Raw genomic sequence first — 15,795 nt, 5'->3', positions numbered from 1 at the left:
ACTCGGACAATTTATTTACCTAAACAGAACTGAGAGAAAATTTGATCAATCAACGACTCGGCTACCGAATCGCCTATCATTTCGCCTAATTGCTCCCATGCCGTACGCACGTCAATTTGCACGATATCAATCGGAATGCCGATCTCCGTCGCTTCAATCGCATCCACCAATGACTGTCGGGCTTGATTGAGCAGCGCAATATGTCGAACATTGCTGACATAAGTCAGATCGGCGGACTCCAGCTCGCCGCCGAAGAACATTCGCTTAATGACCGATTCCAGCTCATCAAGCCCCTGCTCCTTCAGAACGGATAACCGCACGATCGCGTCCGAGGGGAACTGTTTCTCGACTTCCGCTATGTCCAGCACGACCGGCAGGTCCGTCTTATTCAACAAGACAACGACAGGCCGACCGCTCAGCTTCTGCATCAATTCAAGATCGTCCGGATGAAGCGACTCATTGGCATTCAGCACGAGCAGTATCAAATCGGCTTCCTCAAGCGCCGAGCGCGAACGCTCGACGCCGATTCGCTCCACCACGTCGGACGTCTCGCGAATACCGGCCGTATCCAGAAGCCGGAGCGGAATACCGCCCAGCGTAATATATTCCTCGATCACATCCCGCGTCGTGCCGGGAATGTCGGTTACGATCGCTTTATTTTCCTGCACGAGCGCATTCAACAGCGAGGATTTACCGACATTCGGCCGGCCGACGATAGCCGTAACTATGCCTTCCCGTAATATCTTGCCTTCCGCGGCCGTTTTTAGCAATCGATCGATTTCCGCGCAGGCTTCTCCGCAGCGATTCCGGATGTAGCTGCTTGTCATCGATTCGACATCATGTTCGGGATAATCGATATTGACCTCGATATGAGCCAACAGCTCAATCAATCCGTGGCGGAGTGCCTTCACCTTTTTGGACAGCATACCTTCCGATTGCTTCAGCGCGACGGAGAATGCCCGGTCCGACTTTGATCGGATCAGATCGATAACCGCCTCTGCCTGCGTCAGGTCGATTCTGCCGTTCAGAAAAGCGCGCTTCGTGAATTCACCCGGCTCCGCAAGCCGGATCTCGCCGGAACGCAGCAGCAGCTCCAGCACGCGCTTAACGGCTACTACGCCGCCGTGCGTACTCAGCTCGACGACGTCTTCCGCCGTGAACGACCTCGGCCCCCGCATGATCGTGAGCAATATCTCTTCCACCGTTTCCCCCGTAGCCGGATCGACGATGTGTCCATAATGAACCGTATGCGTATCCGCCTCGGCCATATTCGACTTGGATCGGAAGTAGCTCGCGCAGGCTTGCACGGCCTCCGGCCCGCTTACCCGAATAACGGCAATGCCGCCCTCTCCGACGGCTGTCGAAATGGCGGCAATCGTGTCTTGTATCATCATCGCGTATTCCCTCTTAACTTGAATCAAAATAAAAAACGAGCAATGACCGGTAAGAGCCATTGCTTGAATAGAGCGCTATGCATCGTTATTTCAGCGTAATGACCACGCGCCGATTGGGCTCATCGCCTTTGCTGAACGTCTTTACCCTGGCGTGGTTCTGAAGCTGCGAATGAATAATCTTGCGCTCGTGGGGTGCCATCGGCTCGAGCACGACTTCTTTTCGAGTTCGTATGACATGCCCCGCCAAGCGATCCGATAAATCTTCAAGCGTCTTGCGCCTACGATCGCGAAAATCTTCCGCATCGAGCACGATACGCAGATGGCTGTTGGAATAACGGTTGGCCACGATATTGACCAGGTATTGCAAAGCATCGAGCGTTTGACCGCGGCGTCCGATCAACATGCCGAGATCTCCGCCGCCGGATAAAGCGAGAGTCAATCCTTCTTTTGAATCGTTACGAGCAATCGTAATGTCAAGCCCCATGGTTCTTGCCACTTCAATAATGAATCGTTCCGTTTCAAGGATCGCATCTTTCGCTACCGCAGCAGGCTTGTCCGCTGTCGGAGCAGCTGCCGCCGATATGACCGGCGCGGGTTCCGCCGCAACCTCGGTTTGGGACAACAGCACGAGCTCGACCTTGGCGGAACGAGTCCCGATCAGTCCGAACAATCCTCTGCTTGGTTTCTCCAGCACGGTCACGTTAACGCGCTCCGCGGATACTTGCAATTCCGTTAAACCATTTCTTACAGCATCTTCGATCGTTTTACCCGATGCCACGATTTTCTTCATTTCGCAGGGACACTCTCCTTATCTTTCGGTGAGTTGCGCACATAAAGGAAATAATTTTGCACAATGGTATAGGTATTGCTGAAGATCCAGTACAGCGGCAGAGCGGACGGGAACGAAATCGCCATCACGAAGATCAATACCGGGAAGATCATCATGATCCCTTGCATCGCCGGCATCGTCTTTTGTTGGGACTGCATCATTTTGGACTGCACGAACGTCGTGATGGCAGCCAAAATCGGCAGGATATACGTATGGTCCTTCTCGCCGAGCTGCAGCCAGAGGAATGTATGCTCACGAATGTTCTCATTCATATAGATCGAGTTGTACAGCGCGATAAACACGGGCATCTGCACGATCAGCGGGAGACAGCCTGCCAGCGGATTGACTTTATGCTGCTGGAATAGCTTCATCGTTTCTTCCTGCTGCTTTTGCGGGTTGTCCTTGTGCTTCTCTTTCAATTTTGCCAGCTCCGGCTGCAGAGCCTGCATCGCCTTCGAACTGCGGTACTGCTTGATCGTAAGCGGGAGAATCAACGTACGAACGATAACCACCATCAGCAAGATCGCGATTCCGTACTCGCCGTTGAACCACTTCGCGAAGTTCTCCAACACGAGCGAGAAATAGTAGACGACATGCCGCTGCCAGAAGTTCCCGTGCGATAAGTCATCCATTGAAACCGGGTGAGTAGCCGAAGAACAGCCGCTCAAGAAAAACATCACGGCAATTAGCGCGAATGCCGTTATCCATGTTCGTTTCGAAATACGGGACAACATGTAAATCTCCTCTCTGCGTACCATAAGCGCCGCCCCTATTAAAGGCGCAAGCGATGCAAAATCATTCAGCTAAACTATATCATATTTTTTGGCACAAAGAAACAAGCCCGCTCCACGCGGTAAAGCGATTACAAGGCCCTTCATTTCTGCTTCAGAAGCCCTGCCCGCTTCAAGACGTGGAGCATGCTTTTCTCGAGTTCTTTCATGCCTAGGCCGACGGCCGGTTTGCGCACGATCACGATGAAATCGAGCTGGTCGGCGATGCGGTCCGTCTGATGGCGGACGATCTCCTTCACGAGCCTTCTCATTCGGTTGCGCACGACGGCATTGCCGATTTTCTTGCTGGCCGAGACGCCGAGCCGGAACGGTTCCGCTTTATGCTGGCGGGACCAGTACACGACGAATTGGCTGTTGGCGAACGATTTGCCGTTTCGATAGATCCGGCTGAAATCTTCGCGGTTACGCAAACGCAGCTTTCTTTGCACGGCGCATCTTCACCTTTATGACATAGTATGACCCGTATAAATGAAAAAAAGACCACGTAAAGTGGTCTTAAAGTTACGCGCTCAGTACTTTTCTTCCCCGTTTACGGCGGGCGCTCAGCACCTTGCGTCCATTAGCGGAAGCCATACGTTTACGGAAACCATGAACTTTTTTACGTTTGCTCACATTCGGTTTAAATGTAGGTCTCATTGATCTATGCACCTCCTAACCATACTCGATCGCCATGCTTCGGTCTTCATTCTATGCTGATCGTCTTCACGATTCGCGATCGTCGGTTTTCCTATTCGAGCATGCTGCAAGGTCGATAAGAAAAATCGAACGATGAGCATTCTCCGTAAAAAACGCCTTTTTCAATTAAACCACGCGCCCATGCAAAAGTCAACCTGCAAGCCAGGCGAAGAGGCAAAACGTTTTCCGTCGGATACGAACTGTGGATAAACAGTTCTCGGCATTGATAAGCGCGCCGAATTAATAACATGTGGATGAATTTATCGCACTTTCCCGTATTTTGTCGAAATGGTAACAAGATATTAACAATATCTAGTGTTGTCGATAAGTTTTGTACACAACCTATTGAATTTGTGGATAAAATGGCCGATATCGTTGAATATCAAGGCTTCTTTTGCTATGATAAATATGTTTTCTGTGTGGATGACTCCAACTTCCCCTCAACATTATTAACAGCCTGTGGATAAGAATGTGAACAACATTCATCCCCCTTGAATAAGTTTTCTTTTCCATCCCTTAATAATGTGGATTCATTTCCTGCCGAATACCCCCTATTTTCGACATCTTCAGCTGGATAGCGCCCTTTGCGGCGATTTTGATAAGGAGTGACCATTTGTGGATAGCCATACGCACGAAATGTGGCAACAGGTGCTGTCTATCATACAAACCAAGTTGAGCAAGCCCAGCTTCGATACTTGGTTTAAGGCGACGAAAGCTTCGTTCAGCGGAGAATCCGTCGTCATTGTAACAGCGCCGACGACTTTCGCGGCCGAATGGCTCGAAAGCCGGTATACCAAGCTTGTGCGGACGACGCTGCAGGAATTCATGGGGCGTCAATTCGACATTAAATTCGTGATTGAAGAAAATAAACCGCCAGAACCCGCGGAGTTCCAGCCGATCGTATTGCCCCCCGCCCAAGTCGGCCCGGAAGAGACTTATTCGCATATGCTTAATCCCAAATACATGTTCGATACGTTCGTCATCGGTGCCAACAACCGTTTTGCCCATGCCGCGTCGCTGGCCGTGGCCGAAGCGCCGGCGAAAGCCTATAATCCGCTCTTTCTCTACGGCGGAGTCGGACTCGGCAAAACGCATTTGATGCATGCGATCGGGCATTATATTTTGGAGCATAACCCCAATACGCGGGTACTTTATTTATCTTCCGAGAAATTCACCAACGAATTCATCAACGCGATCCGGGATAACCGCGGCGAAAGCTTCCGGAACAAATACCGCAACATCGACGTGCTGCTGATCGATGATATTCAATTTTTGGCGGGGAAAGAACAGACGCAGGAAGAATTCTTTCATACCTTCAACGCGCTGCACGAGGAACGCAAACAAATCGTCATCTCCAGCGACCGTCCGCCCAAAGAAATACCGACGCTGGAAGAACGGCTGCGTTCGCGTTTCGAATGGGGACTCATAACGGACATCCAGCCGCCTGACCTGGAGACGCGGATCGCGATCTTGCGGAAGAAGGCGAAAGCGGAGAATTTGGACATCCCGAACGAGGCCATGGTCTACATCGCCAGTCAAATCGATACGAACATTCGCGAGCTGGAAGGCGCTCTCATTCGGGTCGTGGCTTATTCATCCCTGATCAACGAGGATATTTCCTCGCATTTGGCGGCCGAGGCGCTGAAGGACATCATTCCTTCCAGCAGGCCCAAAATGATCACGATGCAGGATATTCAGCACAAGGTCGGGGAGCTGTACGGGTTGAAGCTCGAGGAGTTCAAGGCGCGCAAGCGTACGAAAGCGGTCGCGTTCCCGAGGCAAATCGCCATGTACCTCTCCAGGGAGCTGACCGATTACTCGCTGCCTAAGATCGGGGAAGCGTTCGGCGGACGCGATCATACGACCGTCATTCACGCCCATGAGAAGATCACGCAGCAGCTCAAAGTCGATTCCGAGCTGTTCAAAATCATTCAAACGTTAACGGAGAAGATCAAAAGCCATTCCTGAATATGAATAGAAGAACGGTGCATAACGCGCGCGAAAGTTATTCACTTCTTCAACATCGAACCGGCAAGCCTATGCACACGCTGTACACATGTGGATAGGCTTGCTTTATCCGTGTTAAATCCACTTATCCACATATTCAGCGCCCCTACTACGACTTCTACTATCTTTCTTTAATAAACATCATCAAAATATAGGTGAAAACGACTCCCTTTTTCGCAGCCGTGATCCCTTTCCTTTAGGAGTGACAATTATGAAATTAACGATCCGCAAAGATCAATTAAACGACGCGATTCAACAAGTCTCCAAAGCCTCTTCGACACGTCCCGCGATTCCGATTCTCGGCGGCATCAAAATCGACGTCAATCATCAAGGCGTCACATTGACGGCAAGCGACACGGACATCTCCATTCAAAGCTTCATTCCTGTCGAGAACGGCGAATTCGTCATCGCCAAGGTCGAGAAACCGGGAAGCGTCGTGCTGCCGGCGAAGTTCTTTGTCGAAATCGTCAAGAAATTGCCCTCGGACGAGCTTGAGATCGAAGTGAAAGACGGCTTTCAAACGATGATCCGTTCCGGCTCGACGGATATCCAAATGGTCGGACTGGACCCGGAGGAATTCCCGATACTGCCGACCATCGAACAAAGCGAGTCGATCGCCGTTCCGGGCGACCTGCTTAAATCGATGATCCGCCAAACGATATTCGCGGCTTCGACCAGCGAGCAAACGCCGATTTTGACCGGAGCGCTTTGGAATTTATCCGAAGGCCAGCTCAAATTCGTCGCGACGGACCGTCATCGCCTTGCCAGCCGCGCAGCCACGGTCGAAGCGCCGGAAGGCTATAAATTCTCCAATGTCGTCATCTCCGGCAAGACGCTGGGCGAGCTGTCGAAGATCGTTCCGGACGACCATACACATGTGGATATCGTCGTCGCCGACAATCAAGTGCTGTTCAAAGTCGGCCATGTATTGTTCTATTCGCGCATCCTGGACGGGACGTACCCCGACACTTCCAAGATTATTCCGCAGAATTTCAAAACAGAACTCGTCCTGCCAACAAAAAAATTGACGGACGCGATCGATCGCGCCTACCTGATGTCCCGCGAAGAGAAAACGAACATCGTTCGCCTCGTTACCCAAGAGGACGGCTCGATCGAGATTTCGTCCAGCTCCACGGAGCTTGGCCGCGTAACGGAACAGGTGGAAGTGAAAGAAATGACCGGCGAGCAGCTGCGCATCGCCTTCAACTCCAAATACATGCTCGATACGCTGAAAGTCATCGACAGCGAATTTATCTTCATCGGCTTTACCGGCGCCATGAGCCCGATCATCATCAAACCGACCGACCATCCGCACAGCCTGCATCTCATCCTTCCGTACCGGACGACAGGCTAAACGAGGAGACAATCAGCATGAAAGAAATCGGAATAGCCACGGAATATATCGCGCTTGGCCAGTTTTTGAAGCTGTCCGACTGCATCGACAGCGGCGGGGCGGCAAAATTCTTTTTGCAGGAGAACGAAGTCGTGATCAACGGAGAGCCGGACAACCGTCGCGGCCGCAAGCTGTATGTCGGGGATAAAATAGACGTAAAAGGCTTCGGCGCCTTTACGATCGTGAAACGGTAATGCGGCAAACAGCTGTTTACGCCGGCAATGACCGGGAGGCCTTACAGTGCGATTAAATGCTTTGCAGCTTCAGAATTACCGCAATTACGGCCAGATCGAGCTGGCGACCGCCAATCAGGTCAATCTGTTCGTCGGGCGCAACGCGCAGGGCAAGACGAATCTGCTCGAGGCCATCCTCGTGCTTGCCTTGACCAAGTCGCATCGGACCAGCAAGGACAAGGAATTGATCGGCTGGCAGTCCAGCGAGGCCCGCATAAGGGGAGAAGTCGAGAAACGCTACGGAACCGTGACGCTGGATCTCGCTTTGTCCCAACAAGGAAAGAAAGCGAAAATCAACGGTTTGGAGCAGCGCAAGCTGAGCGATTTCGTCGGTTCGCTGAACGTCGTCATGTTCGCCCCGGAGGATCTCGAGATCGTGAAGGGAACGCCGGGCGTGCGCCGACGGTTTCTCGACATGGAAATCGGCCAGGTGCAGCCCGGCTATTTGCATGCGCTCGGCCAGTACCATAAAGTGCTGCAGCAGCGCAATAATTACCTCAAATCGACTTTGCCCGGCAACGCCAATGCGGCCATGCTGGAAGTGTGGAACATGCAGCTTGCCGAGTACGGTGTTAAAATTGTGAAAAAAAGGCAAAGCTTCATAGAGAAGCTGCAGAAATGGGCGCAGACCATCCATGCCGGCATAACCGCCGGATCGGAAGAGCTGACGATCGCGTATCGCCCCTCCTTCGAAAGCGACGCCAAAGAAGAAGAATCTATATTATTTGAGCAATTTATGATAAAGTTAACACAAGTCAAGGATCAGGAGCTTCGTCGCGGGATGACGCTCGTTGGTCCTCATCGTGATGACATGGCTTTCTTTATCAACGGCAAAGAAGCGTCGGTTTACGGTTCCCAGGGACAGCAGCGAACGACCGCGCTATCGCTTAAATTAGCCGAGATCGAACTCATTCACGAAGAAATCGGCGAGTATCCCTTGCTGCTGCTCGACGATGTGTTATCGGAGCTGGATCAGCATCGGCAAACGCAGCTGATTGAAACATTTCAGAGCAAAGTACAAACGTTCATTACGACTACGGGGCTTGAGAGCGTCAATATCAGCAAGTTGCATGACACCCGAATCTATCATGTACAGGACGGGCATGTAGCGCTGTGATCGCGAAGATGAAGAAGCGGAGGGCGAAGCTATGTATATACATTTAGGCGGGGAGAAAATCATTCGTGCCGCGGAGCTCGTGGCGATTTTCGATATTTCGATCGAGCAGTCCTCCAAGCTATCCAAGCAATTCGTCGCGCAAGCCCGTAAGCGCAAAGACGTTGAAATCATAGGAGAAGAAGAAGCGAAATCCATTGTAGTGACCGAGCATAAGATCTACTACTCGCCCATCTCATCTTCAACGCTGAAGAAACGTTCGCACCATTTTGCGACAAGTTAGCGGGTTATCGGGCATTCAGGATGCAAATGGCAAGTAGGTTGCAGGCCCGAGCAGCGAACGAATATCGCGACCAGGGTAGTTGAGAGGAGCAGTGAAACCAAGCATGTCGTCGAATCAGCATACGTATGATGAAAGCCAGATTCAAGTACTTGAAGGGTTGGAGGCGGTACGCAAACGCCCGGGGATGTACATCGGCTCCACTAGCGGCAAAGGACTTCACCATCTGGTATGGGAAGTCGTTGACAATAGCATCGACGAGGCGCTGGCAGGCTACTGCACGCGCATCGAAATATCGATTCACGAAGACAACAGCATCACCGTTATCGATAACGGCCGCGGTATCCCTGTCGGGGAGAACGCGAAGCTGAAGAAATCGACGCTCGAAGTCGTCATGACCGTGCTTCATGCCGGCGGCAAGTTCGGCGGCGAAGGTTATAAAGTATCCGGCGGTCTTCACGGCGTCGGGATATCCGTCGTGAACGCCCTGTCCGAGTGGGTTGAAGTCACGGTTAAACGGGAAGGCAAGATTTATCGCCAAGAGTATCGCCGCGGCGTGCCGCAATATGAACTCAAGGTTATCGGCGATTCCGACGAAACCGGCACCACGACCCGTTTCAAGCCGGACGGCGAGATTTTCACCGAAACGCTCGTTTACGAATACGAAGTGCTGCAGTCGCGGATCCGCGAGCTGGCATTTTTGAATAAAGGCATTGAAATCGCGCTGAGCGACGAACGCACGGGTACGTCCAACACGTACAAATACGACGGCGGCATCATCGAGTTCGTCAAGTATTTGAACCGGAGCCGGGAAGCGCTGCACGAGGCGCCGATCTACGTCGAAGGCTCGAAGGATAATATTCAAGTCGAAGTGGCGCTGCAATACAACGACAGTTACACCGAGAATATCTATTCGTTCGCGAACAACATCAACACGCATGAAGGCGGTACGCATGAATCCGGCTTCAAGAGCGCGCTGACTCGGATCATCAACGAATACGCCCGCAAAATGAACGCCATCAAGGACAGCGACTCCAACCTGTCCGGCGATGACGTCCGCGAAGGATTGACGGCGATCATCTCCGTCAAAATCCCGGAACCGCAGTTCGAGGGCCAGACGAAGACAAAACTCGGCAACAGCGAAGTCCGCGGGATCGTGGAATCCTTCTTCGCAGAGAAATTCCAAGAGTTTCTCGACGAGAACCCGTCGGTATCGCGTAAAATCGTCGATAAAGGGCTATCGGCTTCCCGCGCCCGCGAAGCCGCGCGCAAAGCGCGCGAGCTGACGCGCCGCAAGAGCGCGCTGGAAGTCAGCGCGCTGCCGGGCAAGCTGGCGGACTGCTCGTCGCGCGATGCTTCGATCAGCGAGATCTACATCGTCGAAGGTGACTCCGCGGGCGGATCCGCTAAACAAGGCCGCGATCGGCATTTCCAGGCGATTTTGCCTCTACGGGGTAAAATCTTGAACGTCGAGCGTGCGCGTCTCGACCGGATCCTCTCCAACACGGAGATCCGGGCGATCATCACGGCGCTTGGCACGAGCATTGCGGATGATTTCGATCTCTCCAAAGCGCGTTACCATAAAGTCATCATCATGACGGATGCCGACGTCGACGGCGCGCATATTCGCACGCTGCTGCTCACGTTCTTCTTCCGCTACATGCGCAAGATCATCGAAGCCGGCTACGTGTACATCGCCCAGCCGCCGCTCTTCAAGATCGAACGGAACAAAGTCGTCCGTTACGCGCAAACCGAGAAAGAACGCGATACCATCATCGCCGAGTTCGGCGAAGGCGCGAAGGTCAACGTGCAGCGGTATAAGGGTCTCGGCGAGATGAACGCTTCCCAGCTTTGGGAGACGACCATGGATCCCGAGAGCCGGTCGATGCTGCAAGTCACGATCGAGGATGCCATCGAAGCCGACAATATCTTCGAGACGCTGATGGGCGACAACGTGGAACCGCGCCGCGAATTCATCCAAGAGTTCGCGAAATACGTCAAAAACCTCGACATTTAACGAGATAATCAAACAAGCCGTCCGAAGAATCGGGCGGCTTGTCGTTATTTCATGCGTCTGTCGTAAGCGAGACAATAGCGGTAAATGCGGCGGAACATCGTTTTGTCCCCAAGCTTGCGGAAGATATAGGGATCCGGCAGCGTATTGACTTCCAGGATCCAGGGGCGAAGCGACTCGTCGATCGCGATATCGATGCCGATTTCTTTTAACCGCGGATAACGGGTCTGCAGCTGCGCGGCGACAGACTTGCCGATATCGGCGAGCCACATTTTGTAGCTATCGATTTGCGGCTGGGTGACATGCGGCTGCATCAATTTGTCAAAGGCCATGGGGACGCCGCCGCTATGGTAGTTGGTCACGATTTTTTGAGGATGGCTGAGCCTTCCGATGATCCCGGTCGTTTCCCATACATGCTTGGGATTGTGCTGCACCATCACGCGAATGTCGAAGCGCAGTCCGTCGTACGTGAGAAGGGGAATTCCTTGTTGAATTAAGTAAGGGCGGCTTCCGATACGCTTCTGAAGCGATGCCGCCATCTTGTCGAAGGAGCCGAACCGCTGCGGAACGGTACCGGTTTGATACGTGTATGCGAGATCCGCGTTCTTTTCCACCCGAACGACGCCTAACCCGAAGGTACCTTGATCGGGTTTGACGTAAACCATGCCGTGTTCATCCAGCATGGCTTCCAGTTCCGGGATGTTCCAACGTTTCGTGACCGGTATCCGCTCACGCAGCTGCTCCGATAGCAGCAGTACTTTCGTTTTTGCCCATTTGCTTTTCACGCGCTGGATGGCCAACCTGGCTCCACCTTTCGTGTTCGTGGTAAGAGGTTCGGGAATACCGCGGCATGCAGGAGACAGAGGCGAAATTCAATGTTATAATAGAGATAATGCCTATTTTTAGGTTTATCTGCAGAACGGCTTGAAATAGCCTCATGATCATGTTAGTTTATGGCGGATATTCGGGTTTGGAGCGTGTATACACCTAGTGCGGAGAAGTTTTAGAGATGGGTGCGCGCGCAAGGCAAGTTTCATGTTTGCAAACGTTTAAGGATGGCAAGAATGAGCCGAAACTATAAATGAATGCTAGTATTCGTTCGACGATTATTCCTGCTCTTCGATGGCGCCGCATTCATCGTTCAACCGTCATTGAAAGCTTAAGCATACGCAAACTCTAGGAGGTTTACGATGGCAGAAGAGAAAAATCTGCAAGTACGGGATCGCGATATCGGCACCGAGATGCGCGAATCGTTTATGGATTATGCAATGAGTATCATCGTCAGCCGCGCGCTGCCGGACGTTCGCGACGGATTGAAGCCCGTGCATCGACGGATTTTGTTCGCGATGTCCGAGCTCGGCATGTCTCCGGACAAGCCGTATAAGAAGTCGGCCAGGATCGTCGGCGAAGTCATCGGCAAATACCATCCGCACGGCGACTCTGCCGTTTACGAGACGATGGTACGGATGGCGCAGGACTTCTCGCTCCGTTATATGCTGATCGACGGACACGGCAACTTCGGTTCCATCGATGGGGATATGGCTGCCGCGATGCGTTATACGGAGGCGCGTCTTTCCAAGATCGCCATGGAAATGCTGCGCGATATCAATAAAGAAACCATCGATTACGCGCCTAACTATGACGGCGAAGAGCACGAGCCGACGGTGCTGCCTGCCCGTTTCCCGAATCTGCTCGTCAATGGTTTGACCGGAATCGCGGTAGGGATGGCGACCAATATTCCGCCGCATAATTTGACCGAAGTCATCAATGGCGTCCAGGCGCTTATCCGCAATCCGGATATTACCCCGATCGAATTGATGGATTATATAAAAGGGCCCGACTTCCCGACGGCAGGCTTTGTCATGGGACGCGAAGGCATGCGCCAAGCGTACACCACGGGTCGCGGATCGGTGACGATGCGCGCGCGGGCGACCATCGAAGAGAACGGCGGCAAGGCGCGCATTATCGTGCACGAGCTGCCGTATCAGGTCGTCAAAGCGCGCCTCGTCGAGAAGATCGCCGAGCTCGTTCGCGAGAAGAAGATCGAAGGCATCACGGATCTCCGCGACGAGTCCGATCGCAACGGCATGCGCGTCGTCATCGAGCTGCGCCGGGACGTCACGCCGACGGTCGTGCTCAACAATTTGTACAAGCATACGCAAATGCAGATGAACTTCGGCTTCAACATGCTGGCACTCGTCAAGGGCGAACCGCGTACGCTCAACCTGCGGGATATTCTCTATTACTACCTCGAGCACCAGATCGAGGTTATCCGACGCCGGACCGAATTCGACCTGAAGAAGGCGGAAGCCCGCGCTCATATCCTGGAAGGCTTGCGCATCGCGCTGGATAATCTGGATGAAGTCATCCGGCTGATCCGCGCATCGCAGACGACCGACGAAGCGCGCGAAGGCTTGATTTCGCGATTCGGACTCAGCTACGATCAATCGCAGGCCATCCTCGATATGCGCCTGCAGCGCTTAACCGGACTGGAACGCGACAAGATCGAAGCTGAATATGCGGAATTGCTGCGCAAGATTTCCGAGTACAAAGCGATTTTGGCCGATGAGCAGCTGGTGCTCCAGATCATTAACGACGAACTGGAAGAAGTGAAGGAAAGGTTCGGCGACGAACGCCGCACGGAACTGATGGCTAGCGAAGACGAAATTCTCGACGAGGATTTGATCCCGCGTGAAGATGTCGTCATTTCGGTTACGCATTCCGGTTACGTGAAACGTTTGCCGGTCAAGACCTACCGCAGCCAGAAGCGCGGCGGCAAAGGCGTCATCGGCATGGACACGAAGGACACCGACTTCGTCGAGCATCTTTTCGTATCCAACACGCATCACTTCCTGCTCTTCTTCACGAATAAGGGCAAGGTGTACCGGTTGAAAGCGTACGAGATTCCGGATCTCAGCCGGACCGCGCGGGGAACGCCGATCATTAACTTGCTCCAGATCGAACAAGGCGAAACGGTCAATGCCGTTATCCCGGTGGAATCGTTCGAGCCGGACCGCTTCTTGTTCTTCGCGACCAAGAACGGCATCGTCAAGAAGACGCCGCTCGATGACTACGCCAATATCCGCAAAGTCGGGCTCATTGCCATCAATTTGCGCGATGACGACGATCTGATCGGCGTGAAGCTGACGGACGGCAACCAAGAGATCATCATGGGCACAAGCCAAGGGATGTCCATCCGGTTCCCGGAACAGGACGTTCGTCCGATGGGACGTTCGGCAACAGGCGTCAAGGGAATCAACTCCGATGATGACGATGAAGTCGTCGGCATGGACGTCGTAGCGCCGGGAAGCGAGATTCTCATCGTAACGGCCAACGGCTACGGGAAAAGGACGCCGGAAGGCGAGTACCGGTCCCAGAGCCGCGGCGGCAAGGGAATCAAGACGCTCAACGTACAGGAGAAGAAAGGACTCATCGTCAGCCTGCGCGTCGTGCAGAGCGACGAGGATCTGATGATCATGACGTCCTCCGGAACGCTGATTCGTATGAGCATGGCCGACATTTCGACCATGGGGCGGAATACGCAAGGCGTTAGATTGATCAATATTCGCGAAGATGATTCGGTTGCGACGGTAACCCGGGTTGCCCGCAGCGAGGAAACCGAGGACGGCGAAGAACTTGAAGGCGCCGAACCCGAAGATACGTCATCTGACGAACAATAGATTTCCAATGCAGTGTTGAGGCAAGCAACGTGGAGGAGAGACCTATGGGCACGGTATCAGTTTCGCAGGTAAAGCTCGGGGACAAAATCGCGCAAGACGTTCTGACGCCGCTCGGCAGCGTGCTTTTCCATAAGGGAAAGGTCATTACGCCCCGAGAGTACGAAATCTTGCAAGCTTTTCTCGTACCCCAAGTCATTATCGATGGGCCGCCGGAGAAGAAGGAAGCGGAAGAAACGTCGACTGACAAAAGTCAGGAGCAAGCGAAGGAAGCGGCATACGTTAAATCATCGCTCATGGAACAGTATGATCGCACGGTCGTACTGTTGAAAAGCGTATTTAATCAAATGATGAGCGGACAAACCTTGCCGATTCTCGATATCCGCAATCAGCTTGACTCGCTGCTGCAGCATAGCCACGACTACAAAATGCTGACGTTCTTTCCGAAAAACGTGCCGAACGAGGATTATCTCTACCACAAAAGCGTGATGTCCGCGCTTAGCTGCTATATGATGGCACAATGGAACGGGCTGCCCAAGAAGGATTGGATGCAGTCCGCGCTTGCCGGATTGCTCCACGATATCGGCAATGCCAAGATCGATCGGGGCATCCTGAACAAACCGACGAAGCTGACGCCCGAGGAAGCGGAAGACATGAAGCGCCATACGGTGCTCGGCTATCAACTGCTCAAAAACGTCGCCGCGGTTAATGAAGGCGTCAAATTAGCGGCTCTCCAGCATCATGAACGATTCGACGGCAGCGGCTACCCCCTCGGAATCGGATCGGAGAAGATTCATCCCTATGCGAAGTTCGTCGCGATCTCGGACATTTTCAATGCAATGACGATGAAACGGTCGTATCGCAATGCAACTTCTCCTTACCTGGTACTGGAGCAGCTGCATCAGGATTCTTTCGGCAAGCTGGATCCCGCGTACGTGCGTATCTTCATCGAGAAGGCTACGCAGTTCCATAACGGCACCGTCGTTCGTCTAAGCGACAACAGGCTTGGGGAGATCGTGTTCTCCGACCGCAACCACCCGACGCGGCCATGGGTGTCGGTGAACGGGACAATCGTGAATTTAGCGAATGAAAGACAGTTATATATAGAAGAAGTCATTACAAGAACGAACGCTTGAATTAATTGAATATCTGGGCTTGACCTGCTGAGACGAACTGTGATATATTACTTCTTGCCGCTTTTGAGGCAAACTAATGTATCACAGTTCTTTATTGAAATAAAATAAAAAAGCTTGCAATGGTGCAAGCATCTGTGATATATTAATCAAGTCGCCGCTGAGACATGGGCGATATGAGAAAAGAACTTGTTCCTTGAAAACTGAACAATGAGCGACCTGTCAAACAGGTTTAAATGTAAGTCAGCGATGAGC

Annotated in this window: 14 protein-coding genes; 8 read left to right on the top strand and 6 right to left on the bottom strand. The window is 52.7% G+C overall.

The genetic code is table 11. The features are described from left to right. Positions 1 to 11: 11 nt before the first annotated feature. The 5 genes from mnmE to rpmH all read right to left on the bottom strand — a co-directional run bounded on the left by mnmE (position 12) and on the right by rpmH (position 3,650). Complete coding sequence (gene mnmE, locus GT019_RS14310; protein ID WP_161743989.1) at positions 12 to 1,391, bottom strand: tRNA uridine-5-carboxymethylaminomethyl(34) synthesis GTPase MnmE; 1,380 nt, start codon at positions 1,389 to 1,391, stop codon at positions 12 to 14. A gap of 88 nt (positions 1,392 to 1,479) precedes the next feature. After that, the gene (gene jag / locus GT019_RS14305) at positions 1,480 to 2,184 is read right to left on the bottom strand and encodes an RNA-binding cell elongation regulator Jag/EloR (protein WP_161743869.1); all 705 of its coding nucleotides are present in this window, start codon (positions 2,182 to 2,184) and stop codon (positions 1,480 to 1,482) included. Beyond that, positions 2,181 to 2,957: a YidC/Oxa1 family membrane protein insertase gene (locus GT019_RS14300; protein WP_161743868.1), complete on the bottom strand. Its 777-nt coding sequence runs from the start codon at positions 2,955 to 2,957 to the stop codon at positions 2,181 to 2,183. The genes jag and GT019_RS14300 overlap by 4 nt, the downstream gene beginning before the upstream one ends. 140 nt (positions 2,958 to 3,097) lie before the next feature. Further along, positions 3,098 to 3,442, bottom strand: coding sequence for a ribonuclease P protein component (gene rnpA, locus GT019_RS14295; protein ID WP_161743867.1), 345 nt, complete (start codon positions 3,440 to 3,442; stop codon positions 3,098 to 3,100). Between the two features lie 73 nt (positions 3,443 to 3,515). Next, a complete protein-coding gene (gene rpmH, locus GT019_RS14290; protein ID WP_161743866.1) occupies positions 3,516 to 3,650 on the bottom strand; it encodes a 50S ribosomal protein L34 in 135 nt (44 codons plus the stop codon). Between the two features lie 654 nt (positions 3,651 to 4,304). Between rpmH and dnaA the strand changes: the two genes are divergently transcribed. The 6 genes from dnaA to gyrB all read left to right on the top strand — a co-directional run bounded on the left by dnaA (position 4,305) and on the right by gyrB (position 10,733). Next, a complete protein-coding gene (gene dnaA / locus GT019_RS14285) occupies positions 4,305 to 5,657 on the top strand; it encodes a chromosomal replication initiator protein DnaA (RefSeq protein WP_161743865.1) in 1,353 nt (450 codons plus the stop codon). Between the two features lie 250 nt (positions 5,658 to 5,907). Further along, a complete protein-coding gene (gene dnaN / locus GT019_RS14280) occupies positions 5,908 to 7,050 on the top strand; it encodes a DNA polymerase III subunit beta (RefSeq protein ID WP_161743864.1) in 1,143 nt (380 codons plus the stop codon). A 17-nt stretch (positions 7,051 to 7,067) separates the two neighbouring features. Further along, on the top strand, positions 7,068 to 7,283 hold the full coding sequence (gene yaaA / locus GT019_RS14275; protein WP_161743863.1) for a S4 domain-containing protein YaaA: 216 nt from the start codon (positions 7,068 to 7,070) through the stop codon (positions 7,281 to 7,283). A 46-nt stretch (positions 7,284 to 7,329) separates the two neighbouring features. Further along, complete coding sequence (gene recF, locus GT019_RS14270; protein WP_161743862.1) at positions 7,330 to 8,439, top strand: DNA replication/repair protein RecF; 1,110 nt, start codon at positions 7,330 to 7,332, stop codon at positions 8,437 to 8,439. Between the two features lie 31 nt (positions 8,440 to 8,470). Further along, complete coding sequence (gene remB / locus GT019_RS14265) at positions 8,471 to 8,719, top strand: extracellular matrix regulator RemB (protein WP_090649306.1); 249 nt, start codon at positions 8,471 to 8,473, stop codon at positions 8,717 to 8,719. Positions 8,720 to 8,822: 103 nt separating this feature from the next. Continuing rightward, positions 8,823 to 10,733: a DNA topoisomerase (ATP-hydrolyzing) subunit B gene (gyrB, locus tag GT019_RS14260; RefSeq protein ID WP_161743861.1), complete on the top strand. Its 1,911-nt coding sequence runs from the start codon at positions 8,823 to 8,825 to the stop codon at positions 10,731 to 10,733. A 44-nt stretch (positions 10,734 to 10,777) separates the two neighbouring features. Here the strand turns inward: gyrB and GT019_RS14255 are convergent, their stop codons facing one another. Further along, positions 10,778 to 11,530: a YheC/YheD family protein gene (locus GT019_RS14255; protein WP_161743860.1), complete on the bottom strand. Its 753-nt coding sequence runs from the start codon at positions 11,528 to 11,530 to the stop codon at positions 10,778 to 10,780. 390 nt (positions 11,531 to 11,920) lie between these two features. Here GT019_RS14255 and gyrA point away from each other — a divergent pair, with 390 nt between their 5' ends. Both gyrA and GT019_RS14245 read left to right on the top strand, forming a co-directional pair. Continuing rightward, positions 11,921 to 14,410, top strand: a complete 2,490-nt coding sequence (gene gyrA / locus GT019_RS14250; RefSeq protein WP_161743859.1) for a DNA gyrase subunit A — start codon at positions 11,921 to 11,923, stop codon at positions 14,408 to 14,410. A gap of 44 nt (positions 14,411 to 14,454) precedes the next feature. After that, positions 14,455 to 15,543, top strand: coding sequence for an HD-GYP domain-containing protein (locus tag GT019_RS14245; protein ID WP_161743858.1), 1,089 nt, complete (start codon positions 14,455 to 14,457; stop codon positions 15,541 to 15,543). Positions 15,544 to 15,795 lie beyond the last annotated feature (252 nt).

This window comes from Paenibacillus glycinis (assembly GCF_009909185.1).
Taxonomy (GTDB): domain Bacteria; phylum Bacillota; class Bacilli; order Paenibacillales; family Paenibacillaceae; genus Paenibacillus_Z; species Paenibacillus_Z glycinis.
Note: the sequence above shows the minus strand (reverse complement) of the source record. Positions and strands in the feature narration are given on the sequence as shown.

Coding starts and splice junctions, on each gene's coding strand:
- mnmE (WP_161743989.1), bottom strand. CDS start 1,391: ATGATACAAGACACGATTGCCGCCATTTCGACAGCCGTCGGAGAGGGC.
- gyrA (WP_161743859.1), top strand. CDS start 11,921: ATGGCAGAAGAGAAAAATCTGCAAGTACGGGATCGCGATATCGGCACC.
- GT019_RS14245 (WP_161743858.1), top strand. CDS start 14,455: ATGGGCACGGTATCAGTTTCGCAGGTAAAGCTCGGGGACAAAATCGCG.
- jag (WP_161743869.1), bottom strand. CDS start 2,184: ATGAAGAAAATCGTGGCATCGGGTAAAACGATCGAAGATGCTGTAAGA.
- gyrB (WP_161743861.1), top strand. CDS start 8,823: ATGTCGTCGAATCAGCATACGTATGATGAAAGCCAGATTCAAGTACTT.
- dnaN (WP_161743864.1), top strand. CDS start 5,908: ATGAAATTAACGATCCGCAAAGATCAATTAAACGACGCGATTCAACAA.
- GT019_RS14300 (WP_161743868.1), bottom strand. CDS start 2,957: ATGTTGTCCCGTATTTCGAAACGAACATGGATAACGGCATTCGCGCTA.
- remB (WP_090649306.1), top strand. CDS start 8,471: ATGTATATACATTTAGGCGGGGAGAAAATCATTCGTGCCGCGGAGCTC.
- rpmH (WP_161743866.1), bottom strand. CDS start 3,650: ATGAGACCTACATTTAAACCGAATGTGAGCAAACGTAAAAAAGTTCAT.
- yaaA (WP_161743863.1), top strand. CDS start 7,068: ATGAAAGAAATCGGAATAGCCACGGAATATATCGCGCTTGGCCAGTTT.